General features: G+C 70.9%; 19 protein-coding genes. 16 read left to right on the forward strand and 3 right to left on the reverse strand.

The window, feature by feature from the left end:
• Window positions 1-163 precede the first annotated feature (163 nt).
• The 3 genes from AORI_RS52395 to AORI_RS52405 are packed head-to-tail and all read right to left on the reverse strand — an operon-like array spanning window position 164 to window position 5,040.
• The gene (locus AORI_RS52395) at window positions 164-2,674 is read right to left on the reverse strand and encodes a transglutaminase TgpA family protein (RefSeq protein WP_016332660.1); all 2,511 of its coding nucleotides are present in this window, start codon (window positions 2,672-2,674) and stop codon (window positions 164-166) included.
• The gene (locus tag AORI_RS52400; protein WP_016332661.1) at window positions 2,671-3,945 is read right to left on the reverse strand and encodes a DUF58 domain-containing protein; all 1,275 of its coding nucleotides are present in this window, start codon (window positions 3,943-3,945) and stop codon (window positions 2,671-2,673) included. The genes AORI_RS52395 and AORI_RS52400 overlap by 4 nt, the downstream gene beginning before the upstream one ends.
• Window positions 3,946-3,963: 18 nt before the next feature.
• Window positions 3,964-5,040 (reverse strand): AAA family ATPase, encoded by a 1,077-nt coding sequence (locus AORI_RS52405; protein WP_016332662.1) that lies wholly within the window; start codon window positions 5,038-5,040, stop codon window positions 3,964-3,966.
• 285 nt (window positions 5,041-5,325) lie between these two features.
• On the opposite strand from AORI_RS52405, the gene AORI_RS52410 reads away from it, so the two are divergent.
• From AORI_RS52410 to murC, 16 genes are all read left to right on the forward strand, one after another.
• Window positions 5,326-5,679, forward strand: a complete 354-nt coding sequence (locus AORI_RS52410; protein ID WP_016332663.1) for a hypothetical protein — start codon at window positions 5,326-5,328, stop codon at window positions 5,677-5,679.
• A gap of 4 nt (window positions 5,680-5,683) precedes the next feature.
• On the forward strand, window positions 5,684-6,217 hold the full coding sequence (locus AORI_RS52415) for a DUF3558 family protein (protein ID WP_228688338.1): 534 nt from the start codon (window positions 5,684-5,686) through the stop codon (window positions 6,215-6,217).
• An 8-nt stretch (window positions 6,218-6,225) separates the two neighbouring features.
• The gene (locus tag AORI_RS52420) at window positions 6,226-6,804 is read left to right on the forward strand and encodes a PPE domain-containing protein (protein ID WP_016332665.1); all 579 of its coding nucleotides are present in this window, start codon (window positions 6,226-6,228) and stop codon (window positions 6,802-6,804) included.
• Entirely contained in the window at window positions 6,801-7,553 is a 753-nt protein-coding gene (locus AORI_RS52425) for an ESX secretion-associated protein EspG (protein WP_016332666.1), read from the forward strand. Before AORI_RS52420 ends, AORI_RS52425 begins: the two co-directional genes overlap by 4 nt.
• 107 nt (window positions 7,554-7,660) lie before the next feature.
• Window positions 7,661-8,146: a hypothetical protein gene (locus tag AORI_RS52430; protein WP_081809659.1), complete on the forward strand. Its 486-nt coding sequence runs from the start codon at window positions 7,661-7,663 to the stop codon at window positions 8,144-8,146.
• Window positions 8,147-8,593: 447 nt separating this feature from the next.
• On the forward strand, window positions 8,594-9,025 hold the full coding sequence (mraZ, locus tag AORI_RS52435; RefSeq protein WP_005156436.1) for a division/cell wall cluster transcriptional repressor MraZ: 432 nt from the start codon (window positions 8,594-8,596) through the stop codon (window positions 9,023-9,025).
• 204 nt (window positions 9,026-9,229) lie between these two features.
• Window positions 9,230-10,189 carry a 16S rRNA (cytosine(1402)-N(4))-methyltransferase RsmH gene (rsmH, locus tag AORI_RS52440; protein WP_016332668.1) on the forward strand — a complete coding sequence of 320 codons (960 nt, stop codon included), beginning with the start codon at window positions 9,230-9,232 and terminating at the stop codon, window positions 10,187-10,189.
• Window positions 10,186-10,893 (forward strand): cell division protein FtsL, encoded by a 708-nt coding sequence (gene ftsL, locus AORI_RS52445; RefSeq protein ID WP_016332669.1) that lies wholly within the window; start codon window positions 10,186-10,188, stop codon window positions 10,891-10,893. Before rsmH ends, ftsL begins: the two co-directional genes overlap by 4 nt.
• On the forward strand, window positions 10,893-12,821 hold the full coding sequence (locus tag AORI_RS52450) for a peptidoglycan D,D-transpeptidase FtsI family protein (RefSeq protein WP_016332670.1): 1,929 nt from the start codon (window positions 10,893-10,895) through the stop codon (window positions 12,819-12,821). Before ftsL ends, AORI_RS52450 begins: the two co-directional genes overlap by 1 nt.
• A gap of 365 nt (window positions 12,822-13,186) precedes the next feature.
• Window positions 13,187-14,692, forward strand: a complete 1,506-nt coding sequence (locus AORI_RS52455) for a UDP-N-acetylmuramoyl-L-alanyl-D-glutamate--2,6-diaminopimelate ligase (protein WP_016332671.1) — start codon at window positions 13,187-13,189, stop codon at window positions 14,690-14,692.
• Complete coding sequence (locus AORI_RS52460) at window positions 14,689-16,209, forward strand: UDP-N-acetylmuramoyl-tripeptide--D-alanyl-D-alanine ligase (protein WP_016332672.1); 1,521 nt, start codon at window positions 14,689-14,691, stop codon at window positions 16,207-16,209. Before AORI_RS52455 ends, AORI_RS52460 begins: the two co-directional genes overlap by 4 nt.
• Window positions 16,206-17,291 carry a phospho-N-acetylmuramoyl-pentapeptide-transferase gene (gene mraY, locus AORI_RS52465; protein ID WP_016332673.1) on the forward strand — a complete coding sequence of 362 codons (1,086 nt, stop codon included), beginning with the start codon at window positions 16,206-16,208 and terminating at the stop codon, window positions 17,289-17,291. Before AORI_RS52460 ends, mraY begins: the two co-directional genes overlap by 4 nt.
• Window positions 17,292-17,294: 3 nt before the next feature.
• Window positions 17,295-18,698 (forward strand): UDP-N-acetylmuramoyl-L-alanine--D-glutamate ligase, encoded by a 1,404-nt coding sequence (murD, locus tag AORI_RS52470; RefSeq protein ID WP_016332674.1) that lies wholly within the window; start codon window positions 17,295-17,297, stop codon window positions 18,696-18,698.
• Window positions 18,685-20,163, forward strand: a complete 1,479-nt coding sequence (gene ftsW, locus AORI_RS52475) for a putative lipid II flippase FtsW (protein WP_016332675.1) — start codon at window positions 18,685-18,687, stop codon at window positions 20,161-20,163. Before murD ends, ftsW begins: the two co-directional genes overlap by 14 nt.
• The gene (gene murG, locus AORI_RS52480) at window positions 20,160-21,287 is read left to right on the forward strand and encodes an undecaprenyldiphospho-muramoylpentapeptide beta-N-acetylglucosaminyltransferase (protein WP_016332676.1); all 1,128 of its coding nucleotides are present in this window, start codon (window positions 20,160-20,162) and stop codon (window positions 21,285-21,287) included. The genes ftsW and murG overlap by 4 nt, the downstream gene beginning before the upstream one ends.
• Window positions 21,280-22,689 (forward strand): UDP-N-acetylmuramate--L-alanine ligase, encoded by a 1,410-nt coding sequence (murC, locus tag AORI_RS52485; protein ID WP_016332677.1) that lies wholly within the window; start codon window positions 21,280-21,282, stop codon window positions 22,687-22,689. The genes murG and murC overlap by 8 nt, the downstream gene beginning before the upstream one ends.
• Window positions 22,690-22,691 lie beyond the last annotated feature (2 nt).

Raw genomic sequence — 22,691 nt, forward strand, 5'->3', positions numbered from 1 at the left:
CGGACGGCACGCGTGACTGGACGGACGACACGCGTGATTGGACGGACGACACGGGTTCGGCCGAGGTGTCGCCGCGTGTCGTCCGTCCGCACACGTGTGTCGTCCGTCCGATCACGCGAGATCGCCACCCGCGCACGGTGGGGACGTACCTAGGACACGAGCGCTACTTGTCCCGCCGCCGCAGCGACCGCGGGAACAGACGGCCCTTCCACGACATCGGCGCGTTCCGCTTCAGGCTCTTGCGGACCTCGTCGAAGGCCGGGCCCAGCGTCTGGTCGTCCGCGGGCTGGTCCGAGTACCAGGAGCGCTCCACGACACCGATGACCGTCCGCAGGCCGGAGCGGCCCTCCTCGTCCAGCCGGTGCTTTTCGACGACCTTCCGGCCCGCCACGCGCACCGTGTCGCCGCCGGACAGCGGCAGGCCGCGGTCCGCGCATTCGTCCATCAGCTCGCGCCACGCCGCGTCGGCCGCGGCGGGGGAGCGGGACGCGATCTTCTGCAGCCGCAGCCGTCGCTTGATCTCCCGGATCGCCGTCGGCGTGCCGAGCCCGCCGAGGACGACCACCAGCGCCAGCGCGAACCACCACGACACCCATGCCGCCAGGAACGCGAACGCCGCCACCCACAGCGCGATCGCGATCAGCGGCAGCCAGTTCGTCACGTTCTGGTTGTCCAGGAACCCGTGTTCCGGTGCGGGCGAATCCGGGGAAGAGGACGACCGCATCAGCGCCCGGTATCTCAACCGCGACCGCACGATCGCGACCACGGTCAGCGCGGCCGCCAGCCCGCCGAGGATCCCGGCGAGGATCGCGGGCCACAGCGGCTCTTCCTCCTGCTGGCCGGTGCCGCCGTCGGCGCCGAGGTCCTCGCCCGGGTCGCGGGGGGTACCGGTGGCGGGGGCGCTCGACGCGGGCGCGCTCGGCACTTCCTGGGTGTCGTTGGTCGTGGAGCTGCCCGCGTCGTTCTGCAGGTACGGCGGGACGACCGCGCGGCCGTCGACCAGCGGGGTCGGGTCGAAGCTGACCCAGCCCTTCGTCTGGAAGTAGACCTCGACCCACGCGTGCGCGTCTTCGGAGCTGATCGAGACGTGATCGCCCTTCGGCGTCCCGGACGTGAAGCCGATGGCGACCCGCGACGGGATGCCGACCGACCGCAGCATCACGGCCATCGCGGACGCGAACTGCTCGCAGAATCCGCGTTTGCCGTTGAGGATGAAGTCGGCGAGCGCGTCGGAGTCGGTGGCGTCGGCGGTCTTGGTGTCGTAGACGAACCCGTTCTGCGCGGTGAAGAACGACCAGAGCGCCTGCGCCTTGTCGAAGTTGTTGGACTCGTTCTCCGTCAGCTGCTTGGCCTTCGCGACCACGCGGGGATCGACGCGGTCGACCTGGGTGAACTGCGGCGGCACCTCGGCCAGGCGGGCGTCGTCGAGGCGGAGTTCGTCCTTCGACGGTTCCTTGATGGACGCGGTCTCGGTGTAGGCGGGCGCGTTCTGCTTGGTCGTGGTGAACACGGCACCGCCGACCGGGTCGTACAGCCAGTTGTCGGCCAGCCCGTTGAGCGCCCTCGGCGCGCCGTAGATCGGCAGCCAGTTGTCGACCCAGTTCGTCGGCTCGATCCGGATCTCGCGGCCGGGCCCGGCGCCGTCGTCACCCGGGGCGGGCGGAAGTCCCTTGTTGGCCTGCACCCCCTGCTGGGCGCGGCCGTTCTGCGCCAGCCCCCAGCCCTTGTTCGGGGTGTAGGTGTCCAGGGTGAACGCGCGCAACAGCCGCTTGTCCGCGCCCAGCCCGTAGACCTTGAACAGCTCCACGTTCTCGCCCTGGTCGAGCAGGCCACGCAGCTGGGTGAACGGCTCGACGCCGAAGCCGCCCGCGCCACCGCGGCCCGAACCCTGGCCGCCGGGAAGGCTGCCGACGGTGCCGACACCGGTGACGGCGGTGCCGATCACCAGGCCCATCGCGATCGCGGCGGCCACCACGCCGACGGGGGCCGACAGCGTGCTCGCCGAGTTGCCCAGCCCGGGCGCGTCCCGGTTGCGCCAGCGGCGATGCCGGTGGTTGCCGTCGACGGCGAGCAGCCCGGCGAACGCGGCCGCGCCGAGCAGGAACGTCCACCACGGCAGCATGTCCTCGGCCAGCGCGGCCGGGACGGCGTACACGCACAGCAGGACCAGACCGGTCGCGGCGGGCGCGGCGGCGGCCACGGCCAGCGTGTCGACCAGGACCGCGACCAGGCCGATCGCGATGGTGATCAGGCAGAGGATCGGCGGGGTGCCCTCGACCGGGGGCAGGCCGACGCGGATCTGCTCGGCCGCCGCGGCGAGGACACCGCGCAGCTCTTCGAGCGCGTCCGGGCCGGGGAAGATCTTCAGGATCCCGCTGGTGGTGAACGCCCCGGTGATCAGGAACAGCAGCACCAGCAGCTGCGCCAGCCCGACGACGATGGTCGGCGCGCGCAGCGAGCGCAGGGCCAGCCCGGTCGAGGCGATCAGCACGACGGCGACCAGCAGATAACCGAACCACGCCCAGCCGGAGACCACGCCGGTGAGCGAGGTCGAGGCGAACAACGTGGCGAGCCCGGCGGCGACCGGCGCGAGCACGCTGCTCGTCCAGACGGGCGGCGGGGCGGCGGGACGCGGTTTGGGGGTGTGCGGCAGGGGCGGCGCGGTCGCGGTCACAGGCCGCCTCCGATCAGCGTGCCCCGGCGGGTGGCCGTCTGGCAGAGCTCGGCCCAGACCTGCGGCATGGGCGAACCGGGACCGGCGACGACGACGCCCCAGCCCGCGGCTCGCAGCAGCGCCACCGATTCCTCGGTGGCGGCGGCCCGGTTTTCGGGGCGGTTGACGCCGGACGACCAGCCGGGGGTGTCGAGCAGCACGGCGAGGCTCCGGATGCCGCGCGGGCGGTACCGGGACAGCTCGTGCACGGATTCGTTGCTGACGGTGCCGAGCACCGCGATGAGTTCCTGTCCCTCGGCCGGGTCGTGGCCGAGGGTGATGTCGCGCTGGTGCGCGGGCTGGAGCGCGGCGAGGACGTCGAGCACGACGTTGTCGTAGTGCTCGCCACCCTCACCGGGGGTGTCGGCCAGGGTCTGGCCGTGTTCGGTGATCAGGCGGACCCGGTGCCCGGAGCGGCGCAGGTGCAGCGCCACGGAAGCGGCGAACGAGACGGCCCATTCGAGGCTCGCCGCGGGGCCGGTGCCGTGATGCGCCGCCGCGCGGTGGTCCAGCAGCACCGTGGTGCCACCGCGCCATGGCCGTTCCTCGACGCGGACCATGATCTCGTCGCGGCGCGCGGTCGAGCGCCAGTGGACCTTCCGCAGGTCGTCGCCCTGGCGGTACTGCCGGACGATCACGTCCGACTCGCCCTGCCCGGCGTGCAGGCGGATGCTGCCGTCGTCGCCCGCGCCGATCCCGGCGCCACTGGGCAGGCCCCAGAGACCCGCCACCTTCGGTACGACGACCAGCCGGGAATGCCCGATCAGCTCACGTTCGAACTCGCACAGCCCGAACGGGTCGGTGATCGTCGCCCGCAGCGGACCGACCTGCTGGATCCCGCGCAGCACCGGCTGCAGCGGATACCGCAGCGCGACGCGGCGGTCGTGCGGGAGACGTTCGACGACGAATCGCGGCCGCGAACCGAGCGCGTAGGGCACGCCGTCTTCGAGCAGCACCTCGCCTGCCGGGAGCCTGCCGTTGCGCCAGAGTTCGAGCTGGACCTCGCCCGGCGAGCCGACCGAGACCCGTTCGGGGCGCAGCGAGCGGGCCGCGCCCAGCCGCAGCCGGGTCGCCGAGATGAAGAAGGCGACCAGCAGCGGCAGGGCGATCACGAACACCGCGACCCGCAGCAGATCCCGTTCGTTGAGCACGAACGAGCACGCCGCCGCGGCGACGCCGGCGGCGAGGAGGCAGCGGCCGCGTGTGGTCAGGCCGGACAGAGCACGCAGCATGGCGCTATTCCTCGTGTGTCAGCGGTTCGAGCCCTGCGGAACGGGAACGCGGTGCAGGATCGCGCGGACCACGTCGGTGGCCGACCGGCGGGCGGCGTGCGCCTCGGTGGTGAGCACCATGCGGTGGGCCAGCACCGGGACCGCGACCGTGTGCAGGTCGTCCGGGACGACGAACTCGCGGCCGGACAGCGCGGCCTGCGCGCGGGCGGCGCGGACCAGCTGCAGGGTCGCCCGCGGCGAGGCGCCGAGGCGGATCTCCGGCATCTGGCGGGTCGCGGCCACCAGGTCGACGGCGTACCGGCGGATCTCCGGCGACATGTGCACCGAGCGCACCGTCTCGATCAACCGCTGCACCGACTCGCGGTCGGACACGGGCTCGAGATCGGCCAGCGGGTTGTGCCCGGCGTGCTCGTCGACCATGGCCAGCTCGGCCTGCTGGTCGGGGTAGCCGATGGACACCCGCGCGGTGAACCGGTCCCGCTGGGCCTCGGGCAGCGCGTAGGTGCCCTCCATCTCGATGGGGTTCTGGGTGGCGATCACCATGAACGGCTCTTCGAGGTGGTACGTCGAGGTGTCGACGGTGACCTGGTGCTCTTCCATGCATTCGAGCAGGGCCGACTGCGTCTTCGGCGAGGCGCGGTTGATCTCGTCGCCGACCACGATGTTCGCGAACACCGGGCCGGGGCGGAATTCGAACTCGCCGCTCTGCCGGTTGTAGATGGACACCCCGGTGACGTCGCTGGGCAACAGGTCGGGGGTGAACTGGATCCGGCTGACGGTGCAGTCGATCGAGCGGGCCAGCGCCTTCGCCAGCGAGGTCTTGCCGACCCCGGGGACGTCTTCGACGAGGAGGTGGCCTTCGGCGAGCAGGGTCACGAGCGCGATGCGGATGACGTCGGGTTTGCCGACCAGTACCCGCTCCACGTTGGCGGCGATCCGCCGCGCGGTCTCGTGCAGTTCGTCCAGCGACGCTCTGGCCTCCCGGCCGTTCTGCCGACCGCTGACCGAGCCGGCGTCCGTGGGGTACGGCGCTTGCCCGGTTGCCTGCTCGCCCTGGTGTTCGCCGGGCGTCGCAGACTGGATTCTCGACGTCACTCGACCTCCTGATGCCGCGTGGCTGGATGTCCGCTGGATCCTGCTGAAGGTCAGCTTTCAAGGCCCGAGCAGTCCCCCGGGTAGCGGTCAGCCTCCCACGAAGTGTGTCAAACTCGGGCGAACTCGTGGGGGGAACCCCGCCAACCCCAGTCGATGACTCTGTGCAACCAGAGACCTTACCTCGATCGGGTGAGGTGAGCGCGTTTTCGGGTGCTCCCGCTGACGCCTTGTTTTGTCGTATGCTCCGGTGCGAGGTCGCTCGACTACGGAGAGGCGTAATCGCATATGAGCGAGGTGAGTACCGCCAAACCCCGGTTCGATCTGAGCGGGTTCGCGGTCGCGCCGGAGCTGGCCGCCGACGCCCACGTGAAGATCTCCGCCCTGCAAGACGTGGTCGGCCAGATGGTCCGCGAGGCCAAGGTGCTCGGCCGCACGGTTCCCCTCGGCGGGGGATACGCGGACGAGGTCGGCAAGTTCATGGCGCAGTACGGGATCGGCGCCGAAGGCTCCGCGGTCGAGGCGCTCACCGCGTTCGGGAAGGAACTCGAGGCGCTCAAGAACCGGATCGAGAAGGCGCTGGCCCGCTACACCCGGCAGGATGAACAAGCGGCGGCGGACGTGGACTGTGTCGGCGGCTGACCCGGTGAAATCCCGCCTTGCCGCGCTCGGTCTCCTCGGCGTCCTCGCGGTGTCCGCCTGCGGGCAAGGACCCGCGGGGCAGGCACGAATTCCGGCCGCCGACGGTCCGGCTCCCGCGCCCTCGTCTTCGGCGCCCGCGCCGGATCGCGGCGTCGATCCGTGCACGCTGCTCGATCCGAGCGACCGGTCGACCGCGGGGATCAACGTGCTCGGCGTCGCGAAGGAGATCAACGGCGCCCGCGCCTGCGACTGGACGGTGCCCGCGACCTTCGGCGTCACCATCACCGTGGACGAGAAGAACGGCCTGGCCGATCTCGAGGTCGCGCGCAAGACCGCCACCAGGACAAAGGTCGGCGGCAGGGATGCGCTCAAGGTCGCCGACAAGAAGGCCGCCGACGGGACCTGCGCGGTCCTGCTCGGCATGGGGGAGAAGGCGAGCGTCCAGATCGACGTGAGCAACACGAACTTCACCGACACCTCGCTCGCCTGTGAGCGCGCGGTGACGGTGGCGGGATTGGCCGAACCCAAACTGCCTTAGGAGAAACAGTGCCTGAAGGAGAGACGCCGGGTCGCGAGGTCCCGGTCGCGGCCACGCGATACGAGGCGTACAGCCACGAAGCGCTGGCCGCCGAGGTCGAAGCGGGCAACGACCCCGAGGCCGCGGGCGGTATCGGCGCCGGCTGGGACGCGCTCGCGCGGCGTATGCAGGACGCGACGGCCGAACTGGCCGGGCTGATCGGCAGCAGCGAAGAGAACTGGCGCGGGGAAGCGGGCGACGCGCTCCGCGGGGTGCTGACCACCGCGTCCGGCTGGCTGGCCTGGTCCGCAGACCTCTCGTCCTCGCTCGGGAAGGCCGTGTCCGGGCAAGCCGAAGCGGCGGCGCGGGCCCGTGCCGACATGCCGCCGCCGGTGGACTACGACCCGGGCGCGATGATCCGCGGCGCCGCGGCGGGCGGGAACCTCGCGCTCCTCGCCGCGCTCGCCGACGAGATGGAGGCCAAGCACGCGGAAGCCGAAGAGGCCCGCCGCAAGGCCGTCGACGTCATGAACACCCGCGATGCCTCACTGCGGGCGCTGACCCCGCGGGTCTCCTTCGGGAAGCCGCCCGAGCTGGGGCGGTCTTGATCCGCGTTTCCGCGTCGGCGTTCGACGTCCTCTGGTCCGATCTGGGACACGCGGCTCCGCCGTGGCCGCTGTCCGTGCGCAGCGTCGGCGTCACGGAAGCGGAACGCGCCGAGATCCGCGACGCGGTCTACGAAAACCTCGCCGAACGAGGCCTCTATGACGGGGACCGGCTCGACGCCGCCCTGGAAGCACGGCTGGACCTGCTCGCGCGAGCCGAGGTCTACGTCGAATGCGAGGCGCTGGCCGACATGACGGCTCAGGCGCCGTTCCGCGCGGTCGCGGCCGCGAGGGGGCGGCACGGTGTGCTGGCCACGCAGCCCGAGCAGACCATCGCGCTCTCCGGGATCGGCGACGGCGAGGTGTTCGCGGCGATCGTCGACGTCCTGCCCGAACTGCGGCCCGGTCCGGGTTACGGCATCAGCCTGCCCGCGGCGCGCTTCGGCGACGCCCTGGAGGATCCGGTGTTCGGCGACGGCGGGCGATCGTCGGCTTCGGACAATCAGCTGCGCGAGGTGCTCGCGATCCAGGCACGGCCCGTCTACAGCGCGGGCCAGTTCACCGTGCGGACCCGCGACCGCGACGGCCGGGCGCACCGGGCGGGCGGGCTGACCTGGTTCGACACCGACGTCGGCGCGTACTGCGCGGCACGGACCGAGGGGCGCGGCGGGCAGGCGTGGGTGAACGTGTCCCCTGTGGACGGTCCGCGGCTGGCGGCGCGGCTGGCCTCGTTGCTGGACCCGGACCGGTAGGTGCCGGTGATCGCTGACGTCGTGAGTGGCATGTCGACCGGCTCGGCCATCACCTGCGGGCAAGAAAGACATATGACAGGCCGACCATGACAGGTCAGCATGGGCGGGTGAACCTCGAGACTGCCCTCTCGCACATGCGCGATGTCGTCGCACGCTGGTACGTGGGGCAGGCACGTGCCGCCGATATCGTCCATACGGCGTGTGACCTGCTGGTGGCAGGTCTGGACGGACCATCGCTGTGCATGCTCGCCGCCGTGTCGGTAAGGCACGCGGACGAGGAGGTCCCGGAACTGCTGGAAGCAGCATTGCGGGATGTGGGCCTGGCCTTCTTCGAGAAAGGCACGCAGGCCGCGCAGGAGACGGGGCTGCAAGCCATGGCCGCCCGTGTCCTGTCGGGTGCGATGACTCCCAGGGAGTTGGCCGTATGGGCTCACGCGACCTTTGGCCACGGAACTCTTGAACGCGCCGAGCGGCTCGTCCAACTCGACGACTTCTACGACACAGTCGACTACATGGAAGCCACGGTCGAGGACCTCGACGCCGAAGTCTTGAGAGCGGCGCGCGGCATCCTCAACCCATCGGCTCAGCAGTAAGCCGTGAGCTCCGGAACGAACACGGACCGGAGGGTCCCTCGTCACCCACGAGGGATGGGAGTCCTTTGTCGACACCGTTCATGGGATGACCCGACCTCACCCTCCACAGTGTCCTGAGTTCTCCCCACCCGGCCCCACCGGATTCCCCACTTTCACCCCCACATCGCTCCACAGCAGGGTTCCGGCGGCCGATATCCGGACGTGTCAGGCATGGATGAGGTTGCTTCGATACCCGCCCAGGGGGATCTTGGCCACCGTCCCCCACCGACCCCCCACCAGGCCCCACCTGGCTGACCAGCGAAAACGCCTGACACGACGGAGTGGTCGCGGCTTTTGCCGCGTTGACTGTGGTGAAAAGTGGGGTACGGTGGTGCGCAGTGGGGCAGAAGGGAGCCCCGTGGCCGAGCTTGGTTGTTCGCAGCCGGGATCGGTAGGGAGGTGGAGCCGGTGTTCCTCGGCACCCACACCCCGAAGCTGGATGACAAGGGGCGGCTCACGCTGCCCGCGAAGTTCCGCGACGCGCTCGCCGGTGGGCTGATGGTCACCAAGGGACAGGACCACTGTCTCTTCGTCTTTCCCCGGGCCGAGTTCGAGCAGATGGCGAGGAAGGTCGCCGACGCCCCGTTCACGAACGAGGCGGTCCGGGCCTATCAGCGTTATCTCTTCGCCGGGACGGACGAACAACGCCCGGATGGGCAAGGACGTATCGCGATCGCGTCCGAGCTCCGACGCTATGCCGGGCTGAACAAGGAGTGCGTGGTGATCGGGGCGATCACCAGGCTGGAGATCTGGGACGCCCAAGCGTGGCAGGGCTACCTGGACGAACACGAGGACAGCTACGCGAAGGCTCGAGAGGAAGTTCTGCCGGGCGTCTTCTAGACGTGGCCGAGGAAGCACCCACGCCGTCGGGGGGCGCGGGTTCACGCTTCGGGCACGCCGGGAACCGTCCACACGGATGCCGTGAGGCCTCTGTCCGCTCAGTGGCCCTGGTACACCTTCCCCGGTACCAGGTCAGCAGGCGGGCGGACAGGGACCTGACGGCATCCGGCATCTTCCCCGGCACTACAGGAAAGGGGGGAAGACATGGCAGACGAACACGAGCACGTCCCGGTGCTGCTGGAGCGCATCGTCGAACTGTTCGCGCCGGTCTTCTCCGACCGCGAGGCCGTGCTGGTCGACGCGACCGTCGGGCTCGGCGGTCATTCCGACGCGCTGCTCACCGCGTTCCCCTCGCTGCGCCTGGTCGCCCTCGACCGTGACCCCAACGCGCTGGAACTCTCCGCGAAACGGCTTGCGCGGCACGGTGATCGTGTCGACTTCGTGCACGCCGTCTACGACGAGATGCCGTCCGCGCTGGCGGGCCTCGGACTGTCCAGAGTGGACGGAATCCTGTTCGACCTCGGCGTCTCCTCGATGCAGCTCGACCGTGCCGAGCGTGGTTTCGCCTATGCCAAGGACTCCCCGCTCGACATGCGGATGGACCCGACCACCGGGTTCACCGCGGCCGACGTGCTCAACACCTACGCCCCCGGTGAGCTGATCCGGATCCTGCGCGACTACGGCGAGGAACGCTTCGCCCAGCGGATCGTCAAAGCCGTTGTGGCGGAACGGGAGAAGGAACCCTTCACGCGCAGCGGGCGGCTGGTGGAACTGCTGTACGACGCGGTCCCCGCGGCGAGCAGGCGCACCGGCGGGCATCCGGCGAAGCGCACCTTCCAGGCGTTGCGGATCGAGGTCAACGGCGAACTGGAGGTGCTGCGGCGCGCGATGCCGAGGGCGCTGTCCTGCCTCGCCGTCGGCGGCCGCATCGTCGTGGAGTCCTATCAGTCCCTCGAAGACAGGCTGGTCAAGCAGGCCTTCGCGGAACTGGCGAAATCCCGGACGCCGGAAGGGCTTCCGGTGGAACTGCCGGGCCACGGCCCGGAATTGAAACTGCTCACCAGAGGGGCCGAGAAGGCCGGCGAGGCGGAGACCGAACAGAACACGCGGGCCGCCTCCGTGCGGCTACGGGCCGCCGAACGGATCGGAGACCGAGCACGATGACCGCTCCCGCGAAGTCCCGCGGCCGCCGGACACCGCCGCCCGGACGGCGTGCCCGTGCGACCGCCACGGCCGACCAGACACCCGACACCACCGAGACCACGACGTCCCGCGCCTCCCGTGGCCGGACGTCGGCGGCCGAGCGTGCCTACGCCCGCCGTGCCCAGCGCGCCGATCTGCTGCAGCGAGACCAGCAGCGCAACCGTCCCGACGCGGAAGGCGGCGCGGGCAAGGAAGAGCCGAAGAAGAAGCTCAAGCTGCGCTGGCCGCGTTCGCGTGCGTCGTTCGTGCTGATGATGATGGGCATGCTGGCCGTCGGCGTGGCGTGCACGCTGTGGCTGACCACGCAGGCCATCGCCGATTCGTACCGGCTCGAACAACTCCGCACGACCAACGCCGGGCTCGCCGAGGCGAAGGAGCGGCTGCAGCGCGAGGTCGCGAAGGCCGAGTCGCCCGCTTCGCTGGCGCCTAAGGCCAGGGAACTGGGCATGGTGCCCGGCGGCGACCCCGCGCATATCGTGGTCGGCCCGGATGGACAGTCCACTGTGGTCGGTGAGCCGAAGAAGGCCGAAGCCGAGGCGCCCGCCGCCCCGGCCGAATCGACGGCGCCCCCGCCCGCCGAGGGCACGCAGCAGGGCACGCCGTACGAGGGCGACCAGCCCGCGGTGCCCCAGGAGAACACGGCCCCGGCGCAGGGAGGTCAGTGATGTCACCCGGCCGCCCGGCGCAGGCCAGGGCCCGGTCGGCGGGGAGCGCGCGGCGGACCTACGCCGCGGGGACCCGCCGTGCCACCGCCCGCCGGGGCAACGGCGGGAACCGGAGCCGGTTCACCGGCGTCCGGATCCTGCTGATCGTCGTGATGGTGCTCGCCGGCCTCAAATTGGTGCAGGTGCAGTGGTTCGAGGCCGGCGCGCTGTCCGAGGCGGCGGAACGGCAGCGGACGTCGGTGATCGAAAGTCCCGCGCAGCGCGGCTCCATCCTGGACCGCAATGGGACGAAGATCGCGTTCAGCGTCGAAGTGCGGACGCTCGCGGTGAGCTTGAACTGGCTCCACAAGACGATGGACGACTTCGCCGCGAAGAACCCGACCAAGGGCAAGAACTTCGAGTCCGAGGTGGCGGGCGCGGCGAAGCTGATCGCGGCCAAGCTGCCCGGGGTGATCACCGAGCAGGAACTGCTGGACAAGTTCCACAAGCCGGACGGCTTCACCTACCTCGTCCACGACATCGAACCGTCGGTCGCCGAGGCGATCGTCAAGGAATACCCGTGGATCAGCGTCGAGAAGCGCTCGAAGCGGGAGTATCCCGGTGACTCGGTCGGCGCGAACATCGTCGGCTACGCGAACTGGCGCACCGACGACAAGGACGTGTCCAAGCACAACCTGCACGGTGGCTACGGTCTCGAAGCCTCGCGGGACAACGACCTCGCCGGAACACCGGGCCGCAAGATCGTCAACACCCGGAACGGCAACGACAACCTGGTCATCCCGGGTACCGAACGGGACATCCAGAACGCCGTCCCCGGTTCGGATCTGCAGCTCACGATCGACACCGACCTGCAGTACGAACTGCAGCGGCAGCTGAGCGATTACGTCGCCAAGTCGAAGGCCAAGGGCGGCCAGGCGGTCATCCTGGACTCGAAGACCGGCGAGGTCTACGCGCTGGCCAACGACAAGACCGTCAACCTCAACGACCCCGCTTCGCGCAGCGAGACGGAGAACCTGAACAACCGTGCGGTGACCACGCCGTTCGAACCCGGCTCGGTGAACAAGATCGTCACCGCCGCGGGCGCGATCGACGCGGGTATCACCACGCCGGAGGCCTCCTTGCCGGTGCCGGGTTCGTTGCAGGTCGCGGACAAGATCGTCAAGGACGCCTGGCACCACGGCACCCAGCAGTTCACCACCACCGGCATCTTCGCGAAGTCGTCGAACGTCGGCACCCTGTTGCTGGCGCAGAAACTCGGCGAGGACCGGTACGCGGATCTGCTCAAGAAGTTCGGTCTCGGTCAGCGGACGGGGCTCGGCCTCCCCGGTGAGAGCCCGGGTGTCGTGCCGCCGCGCAACCAGTGGTCGGCCACGACCTTCGGAAACCTGCCGATCGGGCAGGGGCTTTCGATGACGGTCGTGCAGATGGCCGGGATGTACCAGGCCATCGCGAACGACGGGCTGCGGGTGGAACCCCGGGTGGTCAAGGCGAAGATCAATCCCGACGGGACCCTCGTCCCGGAGCCGGCGCCGAAGACCGTGCAGGTCATCAGCCCGCAGGCGGCGAAGACCGTACGCGAGATGATGCGCGCGGTGACGCAGAAGGGCCGCGGGCAGCAGAGCGGCACCGGGCCGAAGGCGGCGCTGGAGGGTTACCAGATCTCGGGTAAGACGGGCACCGGCCAGCAGGTCGACCCGCAGACGAAGACGTACAGCAACCATCTGTACAACATCACCTTCGCCGGGATCCTGCCCGCCGACAACCCGCGTTTCGTGGTCGGCATCCGCCTCGATGCGCCGGACGCGACCCTGCAGCAAGGACTCTCGGCCGCGCCGCTGTTCCACTCGGTGGCCGCGTACCTGGCGCAGCGGTTCCAGATCCCGCTGTCGGACGGTCCGTCGCCTCAGGTGCCGCTGGTGCTTTCCTGACGTCGCTGAAGGACGCTTTCCCCGCATGTCATGAGAGGAAAGCGTCCTTCGCCGCGTGAGACGCGGGGAAAGTCCCCTTCAGCCCCCGGCGCGTCCGAAGTCCTCAAGCGACAGTCGGAAGCCCTTGCGTGCCAAGGAGAGCCCGCGAAACCCATTACCACGAGCATGATCGCCGCGCTCACACCCCGCACCGCTTCAGTCACCCGAATGCCGCGCCGGTAACCTCCTTGGCTGTGTCGGTGCCTACTTCAGATCCCCGCAGCGGTCCCGCCGTCGAAAGCGGGTCCGGCGCGACGGCTGCCCAGGTCCCGGACAGCCCGGTCAAGGCCGTCGCCGCACCCCCTCGTCCGGCCAGGATCGAGCCGATGCCGCTGGGCACGCTGCTCGCCAGGGCGGGTGCCCGGCTCGTGGTGGGTGGCGACGACTACCCGGCCGCGGCCGAGCTGACGGTCACGGGCAGCACGCTCCGCGCCCAGCACGTCCTCCCCGGTGACCTCTTCGCCGCCCTTCCCGGTGCTCGCGCCCACGGCGCGGACTTCAGCGACCAGGCCATCGCGGCCGGCGCGGCCGCCGTGCTCACCGACGAGGCCGGTGCCGAGCGTCCGGTGCTCCGCGACGCCGGCGTGCCGATCCTGGTGCACCCGGACCCGCGGGCCGCCCTCGGCGAGATCGCCGCCTGGATCTACGGGGAGCCGTCGCTGGAGCTGTCCGTCCTCGGCATCACCGGGACGTCCGGCAAGACCACGACGTCGTACCTGGTCGACGCCGGGCTCAAGGCCGCCGGGCTCACCACCGGGCTGATCGGCACGGTCGAGACCCGGATCGCGGGGGAGCGACTGGCCAGCGGGTTCACCACCCCCGAGGCGCCGGATCTGCAGGCGCTCCTGGCGGTGATGGTGGAACGCGGCGTCACGCACGTCCCGATGGAGGTCTCCAGCCACGCGCTGTCGCTGGGCCGGGTCAACGGCACGCGTTTCGCGGTCGGGGCCTTCACCAACCTCTCCCAGGACCACCTGGACTTCCACAAGGACATGGAGGAGTACTTCGCCGCCAAGTCGCTGCTGTTCGACGGCCGGTCCACCGCCGAGGTGGTCGTCGTCGACAGCGCCTGGGGCCAGGCACTCCTCACCCCGCACACGGTGACCGTGTCCACCGAGCCGGGGACGGACGCGCTGTGGCGCGCCACCGACCTCAACCCCACCCCGGCCGGCGAGCAGACCTTCACCCTCCACGGTCCCGAGGGCCTCACCGCCGCGGCCAAGATCCCGCTGCCGGGTGAGTTCAACGTGGCCAACGCCGTGCTCGCGGCCGCCATCCTCGACACCGCCGGTGTCCCGCTCGACGCCATCGTCGCCGGGCTCGCCGCGGTCGAGGTGCCGGGCCGGATGGAGCGGGTGTACCTCGGCCAGCCGTTCACCGCGGTGGTCGACTACGCGCACAAACCCGCCGCGGTCGCGCAGGGGCTCGACGCGCTGCGTGCCCGCACCGAGGGCCGGATCATCACCGTCCTCGGCTGCGGCGGGGACCGCGACACCGCCAAGCGACCGGTCATGGGCGAGGCGGCGGTCCGCCGCAGCGAGGTCCTGATCGTGACCGACGACAACCCGCGGTCGGAGGATCCGGCCGCGATCCGGGCGGCGATGCTGGCCGGTGCCCGCAACGCCGGGCCGGCTTTGGGCGGCGAGATCCTCGAGATCGCCGACCGCCGGGAAGCCATCGTCCACGCGGTCGAGCTGGCCCAGCCCGGCGACATCGTGCTCATCGCGGGCAAGGGCCACGAGACCGGCCAGGAGGTCCAGGGTGTCGTGCACCCGTTCTCCGACCGGGAAGAGCTGGCCGCCGCCATCCGCAGACGTCTGGAGACAGTGTGATCGTGCTCAGCCTGGCCGAGATCGCCGCCATCGTCGGCGGGCGGCTGCATCGGACCGACGGGACCGCCGAGGTCACCGGAAGCGTCGAATTCGACACCCGTGAGGTCACTCCCGGTGGTCTATTCATCGCGCTGCCCGGCGCGAAGGTCGACGGCCACGACTTCGCCGCGCGGGCCGTCGAGGCGGGCGCCGTCGCGGTGCTCGCGGCCCGCGAGGTCGACGCCCCGGCCGTGATCGTGCCGCCGCTGGCGGCCGGCGAGGGGCACGAGCGGGCGTTCGCGCTGGTCTCGGACAAGGACGGGGCGGGTGCCGCGGTGCTGGCCGCGCTCGCCAAACTCGCCCGGCACGTCATCCAGAAGCTCGCGGGTGACCACCTGACCGTCGTCGGGGTCACCGGTTCGGCGGGCAAGACCTCCACCAAGGACATCATCGCCCAGCTGCTGGAGCCGCTCGGCCCGACGGTGGCGCCGCCGGGCTCGTTCAACAACGAGCTGGGCCACCCCTGGACGGCGCTGCGGGCCGACGACTCGACACGGCAGCTCGTGCTGGAGCTCTCCGCCCGCGGACCCGGCCACATCGCCGAACTGGCGGCCATCGCGCCGCCGCGGATCGGGGTCGTGCTCAACGTCGGCACCGCGCACGTCGGCGAGTTCGGCTCGCGCGAGGGCATCGCCAAGGGCAAGGGTGAACTCGTGGAGGCGCTGCCGAGCGCCGAGGACGGCGGTGTCGCGGTCCTGAACCTCGACGACCCGTACGTCGCGGCCATGGCGAGCCGGACGAAGGCCCGCGTGGTGTTCGTCGGCGAGAGCGAGTCCGCGCAGGTCCGCGCCGCCGACATCACCCTCGACGGCGAGGCGCGCGCGTCGTTCCGCCTGGTCACCCCGGACGGCGAAGCGCCGGTGAAGCTGCCGCTCTACGGCGAGCACCAGGTCGGCAACGCGCTCAGCGCGGCCGCCGTGGCACTGGAGATGGGCTCGACGGTCGAGGAGGTCGCCGCCCGCTTGTCGAGCCTCGAACGACGCTCCGAACGCCGCATGGAGGTCACCACGCGGGCCGACGGCGTCACGGTCCTCAACGACTCTTTCAACGCCAGCCCCGAATCGATGCGGGCCGCGCTCAAGGCGCTCGCGTCGATGAGCGCGAACCGCCGCTCCTGGGCCGTGCTCGGCGTGATGGGCGACCTCGGCGAGAACTCGGTCGAGGCGCACGACGGCATCGGCAGGCTCGTCGTCCGGCTCAACATCGACAAGCTCGTGGTCATCGGCCAGGCCGCCGCGGCCGCCCATCAGGGCGCGCAGCAGGAGGGTTCCTGGGGCGAGGAGTCGGTACTGGTACCCGACGTCGACGCCGCCATCGCCCTGCTGCATGATCAGCTCCGCGCGGGAGACGTGGTGCTGGTGAAGGCGTCCAAGGCCGCCGCTCTGTGGCGGGTGGCCGACGCCGTGCTCGCCGCTCCCGTAACCGACGCTGAATCCCTTTCCCCCTCTCACGAACGCTCGAACGGTGGTGACGCGTGATCAGCATCCTGATCGCGGCCGCGGCGGGCCTGCTGGTCTCCATCCTCCTCACTCCCTATCTGATCCGGGTGTTCTCCCGGCAGGGCTTCGGCCAGGAGATCCGGGAGGAAGGACCGCAGGGACACAAATCCAAACGCGGTACCCCGACGATGGGTGGTGTCGCGATCATCGTCGCGATGGTCGTCGGGTATTTCGTGGCGCATCTGATCAGCGCGCTCAGCGGCGGCAACGGCACCGGCGGCCCGTCCGCCTCGGGGCTGCTGGTCCTCCTGCTGGCCGTCGGCCTCGGGCTCGTCGGGTTCCTCGACGACTTCATCAAGATCCGCAAGCAGCGCAACCTCGGCCTGAACAAGACCGCGAAACTGGTCGGCCAGCTCGTGGTCACCATCGCCTTCGCGATCCTGGCGCTGCAGTTCGCCGACGAGCGCGGGCTGACCCCGGCCTCGGAGAGCCTGTCCTACGTGCGGGACCTCGCGCTGATCACCTTCCCGTCGGTGTTCTTCGTGATCTTCTGCTATATCGTCATCTCGGGCTGGTCGAACGCGGTGAACTTCACCGACGGCCTCGACGGCCTCGCCGGCGGCACCGCGGCGATGGTGCTGGCGACCTACGTCGTCATCGCCTTCTGGCAGACCCGCCTCTCGTGCGCGGTCACCCCGCAGGCCGCCTGCTACGACGTCCGCGACCCGCTGGACCTGGCCGTGGTGGCCGCCGCGGCGACCGGCGCATGTGTCGGCTTCCTGTGGTGGAACGCGGCGCCGGCGAAGATCTTCATGGGTGACACCGGTTCGCTGGCCCTCGGTGGCCTCGTCGCCGGGCTGTCGATGACCACCCGCACCGAACTGCTCGCCATCGTCATCGGCGGTCTGTTCATGGTCGAGATGATCTCGGTGGTCGCGCAGATCGCCGTGTTCCGCACGACCAGGCGGCGGCTGTTCCGGATGGCGCCGTTCCATCACCACTTCGAGCTCGCGGGCTGGGCCGAAACCACCGTCATCATCCGCTTCTGGCTGCTTTCGGCCATCTGCTGCATGTTCGGGCTCGGCCTGTTCTACAGCGAGCAGCTCGGTCTCGGGGGTTAAGCGGTGGAGCTGGCCGGGCGTCACGTCCTCGTCGCCGGTGCCGGGGTCACCGGCAAGTCCGTCGTCCCGGTCCTGAAGGATCTGGGCGCGCGGATCACCGTCACCGACGGCAACGCCGAGCGGCTGGCGGAACTCGAAGGGCTCGGCGCCGACCTGGTGCCGGGCCTGACCGAGCCGCCCGGAGACGTCGAGCTGGTCGTCACCAGCCCCGGCTGGAAGCCGACGTCGCCGCTGCTGGTGGCGGCGGCCGAAGCCGGTGTCGAGGTGATCGGCGACGTCGAGCTGGCGTGGCGCGTCGGACAGCTGCGCGACAAGCCGCCGGTCTGGCTCGCGATCACCGGCACCAACGGCAAGACGACCACGGTCGGGATGCTGGAGTCGATCCTGCGTTCCGCCGGGGTCGACGCCGTGGCGTGCGGGAACGTCGGTTTCGCGGTGCTCGACGCGGTGCGCGCCGGGCACGAGGTGCTCGCCGTGGAGCTGTCGAGCTTCCAGCTGCACTGGTCGTCGACGCTGGCCCCGCTCGCGTCGGTGGTGCTGAACCTGGCCGAGGACCACCTCGACTGGCACGGCTCGATGGAGGAGTACGCGGCAGCGAAGGGGCGGGTCCACACCCACTCCCGCACCGTCGTGCACAACCTCCACGAAGAGTGGTCCGCCCGCCTCGCCGACGAACACGTGCCCGCCGACGCCCGCCGCGTCGCCTTCGGCATGGACACCCCGCGCCCCGGTGAACTCGGGATCGTGGAAGACCTGCTGGTCGACCGCGCCTTCGTGGCCGACCCGGCGACCAGCGCCGACGAACTCGGCACGCTGGCCGACGTGCGTCCCGCCGGTCCGCACAACGTCTCCAACGCGCTCGCCGCGGCGGCGCTGGCCCGCGCGTACGGCGTCACCGGCGAGGACGTCGCCAAGGGGCTCCGCGAGTACCGGCCCGCCCCGCACCGGGCCGAGGAGATCGGCGAGATCGACGGCGTCCGCTACATCAACGACTCCAAGGCGACCAACCCGCACGCGGCGAGCGGATCGCTGCGCGCGCATCTGAACGTCGTCTGGATCGCCGGCGGCCAGCTCAAGGGCGCTTCCGTGGACGAACTCGTCGGCTCGATCGCCGGAAGGCTGCGCGGAGTCGTGCTGTTCGGCGTGGATTCACCCGTGATCGCCGCCGCTGTCGCGCGACACGCGCCGGATGTCCCGGTGAACAGCCTCCCTTCGGGTGACGATGACACCATGACTGCGGCGGTGAAGGCGGCCCGCGCCCTGGCGCGCCCTGGAGATGTGGTGCTGCTGGCCCCCGCCGCGGCGTCGTTGGACATGTACTCGAGCTACGGCGCACGCGGCGACGCGTTCGCGAGCGCGGTCCGTGTCCTGCGCGACGGTGCGGGGGAGACCAGTGACGGCGGTTGAGGAAAGAAAGCGCGAGCCCGCGCAGCGCAAGCGACGTGAACGCAAGGAAAGTCCGTTCGTCGCCTTCCGCACCGCGCTGACGGCCTGGCTTTCGCGGCCGCTCGCTTCGTTCCATCTGGTCCTGGCGCTCACCGGCGTGCTGACCGTGATCGGCATCGTGATGGTGCTGTCCGCGTCTTCGGTCGCCTCGTACAACCCCAAGACCGGCACCGGCGTGTACGCCCAGTTCAGCAAGCACCTCATGTTCGTCGCGATCGGTGCGGTGGTGTTCTGGATCGGGCTGCGGGTGCCGCTGGAACGCGTCCGGCGGTTGTCGGCGACGGCGACGGTGGTGTGCCTCGGGCTGCTCGTGCTGGTGCTGACCCCGCTCGGCTCCGAGGTCAACGGCTCGCAGGGCTGGTTCCGGCTCGGCGGGTTCGCCTTCCAGCCGGTCGAGGCGGCGAAGGTCGCGCTGGCCTTCTGGGGCGCGCACATCCTGGTGATCAAGTACAACATCATCAACCAGTGGCGCCATCTGCTCGTGCCGGTCGTGCCGATCGCGCTGCTGATGTTCGCGCTGGTCATGATGCAGCCCGACCTCGGCGGCACGATCACCCTCGCGGTCGTGCTGATGGCCCTGCTGTGGTTCGCGGGCGCGCCGAAACGGCTGTTCGGCGTCATCCTCGCGGGTGGCCTGGCCGGGATCCTGGTGCTGGCCATCATCGCCCCGTACCGGCTGGCGCGGGTCATGTCGTTCGTCTCCGGCGACCCGGACACCAGCGCGGACGGCTTCCAGGCCAACCAGGCGAAACTCGCGCTCGCCGACGGCGGGTTCCTCGGCAAGGGCCTCGGCCAGGGCCAGTCCAACTGGGGCTACCTGCCCAACGTGCAGAACGACTTCATCTTCGCCCTGATCGGCGAGGAACTCGGCTTCATCGGCTGCGCGGTGGTGCTCGGGCTGTTCGCCGGGGTCGCCGTCGTCGGCCTGCGGATCGCCACCCGCAACCTCGACCCGTGGATCCGTATCGTGGCGGGCACGCTGACCGTGTTCCTGGTCGCGCAGGCCGGGATCAACATCGGCTACGTCGTCGGCCTGCTGCCGGTCACCGGGGTCACGCTGCCGTTGATCTCCTACGGCGGGACGTCGCTGGTGATCACCATGCTCATCATGGGGATCCTGGCCAACGCCGCCCGGCACGAACCGGAGGCGGTGGCCGCACTGCGCTCGCAGGGGCCAGGTAAATTCGGACGCCTGCTGAGGCTTCCCGCGCCCGAGCCGTACCGCCCGCCAGCCAAGCGCAAGGGCGGCGCGGCCAGGGGAGGCGCCGCCAAGGCGGCGAGGCCCGCGCCGAGGACGGCGAGGCCTTCGCCCGCACAGGAGCGGCGCCGTTCGGTACGGGAGCCCGGCAGGAGGACGGCCGCGCGAACGGCGGTGAACCGCGGTACCGCGAAACGGGGTACCGCAAACCGGAGAGGTCATAGGTGAACAACCCCGTCAGAGGTGGCGCTTCAGGCGAGGTCGCCGGCAAAGCGCCGGTGGTCGTGGTCGCCGGCGGTGGGACCGCCGGGCATATCGAACCGGCACTCGCCCTCGCCGACGCGGTGATGCGCCTGCGTCCCGACGCGAAGGTGGTCGCGCTGGGGACCCAGCGCGGACTGGAGAACAAGCTCGTCCCGGCGCGGGGCTACCCGCTGGAGCTGATCCCGCCGGTGCCGATGCCACGCAAGCCGACGCCCGAGCTGCTGAAGATGCCGCTGAAGGTCCGCGACGCGGTCAAGCGCACCCGTGAGGTCCTGGACCGGGTCGGCGCGGACGTCGTCGTCGGCTTCGGCGGCTATGTCGCGCTTCCGGCGTACCTCGCCGCGCGCGGCCGCACGCCGATCGTGGTGCACGAGGCCAACGAGAAGCCGGGCCTGGCGAACAAGGTCGGCGCGCGGTTCGCCGTCCGCGTCGCCGTCGCCGTCCCGGGGACGCCGCTGGCGAAGGCCGAGGTCATCGGCATCCCGCTGCGCCGCTCCATCACCTCGCTCGACCGGGCCGCGCTGCGCGCCGAAGCCCGCGAGCACTTCGGGCTCGACCCCGACGCCCCGACGCTGCTGGTTTTCGGCGGCTCGCAGGGCGCGGTGTCGATCAACGGCGCCGTCGCCGGCGCGGCCAAGGAGTTCGCGGACGCCGGTGTCGGTGTCCTGCACGCCCACGGTCCGAAGAACACGCTGGTCGTCCAGGAGTTCCCGGGGCGTCCCGCGTACGTCCCGGTGCCGTACCTGGAGCGGATGGACCTCGCGTACGCCGCCGCCGACGCGGTGCTGTGCCGCTCCGGCGCGATGACCGTCGCCGAGGTGTCCGCGGTCGGCCTGCCCGCGGTGTTCGTCCCGCTGCCCTACGGCAACGGCGAGCAGGCCGTCAACGCCCGGCCCGCGGTCGAGGCCGGTGCCGGGCTGATGGTCGACGACGCCGATCTCACCCCCGCCAAGGTCGCGGAGCTGGTGATCCCGCTGGTGTCCGACGCCGACCGGGTCGCGAAGATGAGCGCGGCCGCGGTCGGCCTCGGCCACCGTGAGGCCGACGAGACCCTTGCCAAGATCGTGCTGGAGGCCGCAGGTGCCTGATCAACTCCCCGACACGCTGACGCGTGCCCACCTGATCGGGATCGGTGGCGCCGGGATGAGCGGCATCGCCCGTATCCTGCTCGCCCGCGGTGCCCAGGTGTCCGGCTCCGACGCCAAGGAGTCGCGCGCGTTCCTCTCGCTGCGTGCCCAGGGCGCCGAGATCGCCGTCGGCCAGCGCGCCGAGAACCTCGACGCCTTCCCCGAGGGGCCGTCCTCGGTGATCGTGTCGACCGCGATCAAGGACGACAACCCGGAACTGATGGCCGCGCGGGAACGCGGGATCACCGTGCTGCACCGCGCGCAGGCGCTGGCCGGGCTGATGGAGGGGCATCGCGTCGCCTGCATCGCCGGGACGCACGGCAAGACGTCGACGACGTCGATGCTGACGGTCGCGCTGCAGCAGTGCCGTCTCGACCCGTCGTTCGCCATCGGCGGCGACCTCAACGAGTCGGGCGCGAACGCGCACCACGGCGAGGGCGGCGTCTTCGTCGCCGAGGCCGACGAGAGCGACGGATCGTTCCTGGCGTACTCGCCGTCGGTGGCCGTGGTGACCAACGTCGAGCCGGACCACCTGGACCACCACGGCACGGCCGAGGCGTACGTCTCGGTGTTCAGCGACTTCCTCGGCCGGATCGTGCCGGGCGGGCTGCTCATCGTCTGCGGTGACGACGAGGGCGCCTCGGAGCTGGGAGCGAGGGCGTCGGAGCAGGGCATCCGCGTCCGTCGCTACGGGCGTTCGGTCACCGGCGCCGACGACGCGAAGGTGCTCGACTACGCACCCGCGCCGGACGGCGGCGTCGTCCGGATCTCCTTGCAGGGCGAGGAGATCGTCCTCCGGGTCGCGGTGCCGGGTGAGCACATGGCGCTGAACGCGATCGCCGCGCTGCTGGCCGGGATCGAGCTCGGCGCGCCGGTCGAAGGACTGGCCGAGGGGCTCGCCGCGTTCGGCGGCGTCCGGCGGCGGTTCGAGTTCAAGGGCCGCGCGGGCGACGTCCGCGTGTACGACGACTACGCGCACCACCCGACCGAGGTCGACGCGCAGCTGCGCGCGGTGCGGACGGCCGCGGGCTCGGGCCGGGTCGTCGTGGTCTTCCAGCCGCATCTGTACTCGCGCACGAAGACGTTCTCGAAGGAGTTCGCGGCCGCGCTGTCGCTGGCCGACGAGGTCGTCGTGCTGGACGTCTTCGGGGCGCGCGAGAAGCCGGAGCCCGGGGTGAGCGGCGCGCTCATCGCCGATCAGATCTCCGGTGTCCCGGTGCACTACCAGCCCGCGTTCGACGTCGCGGCGAAGCTCGCGGCGGATCTGGTCCAACCCGGCGACCTGCTGGTGACCATGGGCGCCGGCGACGTCACGCAGCTCGGCCCGGAGATCCTGGCCGAACTGGACCGGCGGGCGGGCTAGCC

The sequence above is a fragment of the Amycolatopsis keratiniphila genome (genome assembly GCF_000400635.2).
Classification (GTDB): Bacteria; Actinomycetota; Actinomycetes; order Mycobacteriales; family Pseudonocardiaceae; genus Amycolatopsis; species Amycolatopsis keratiniphila.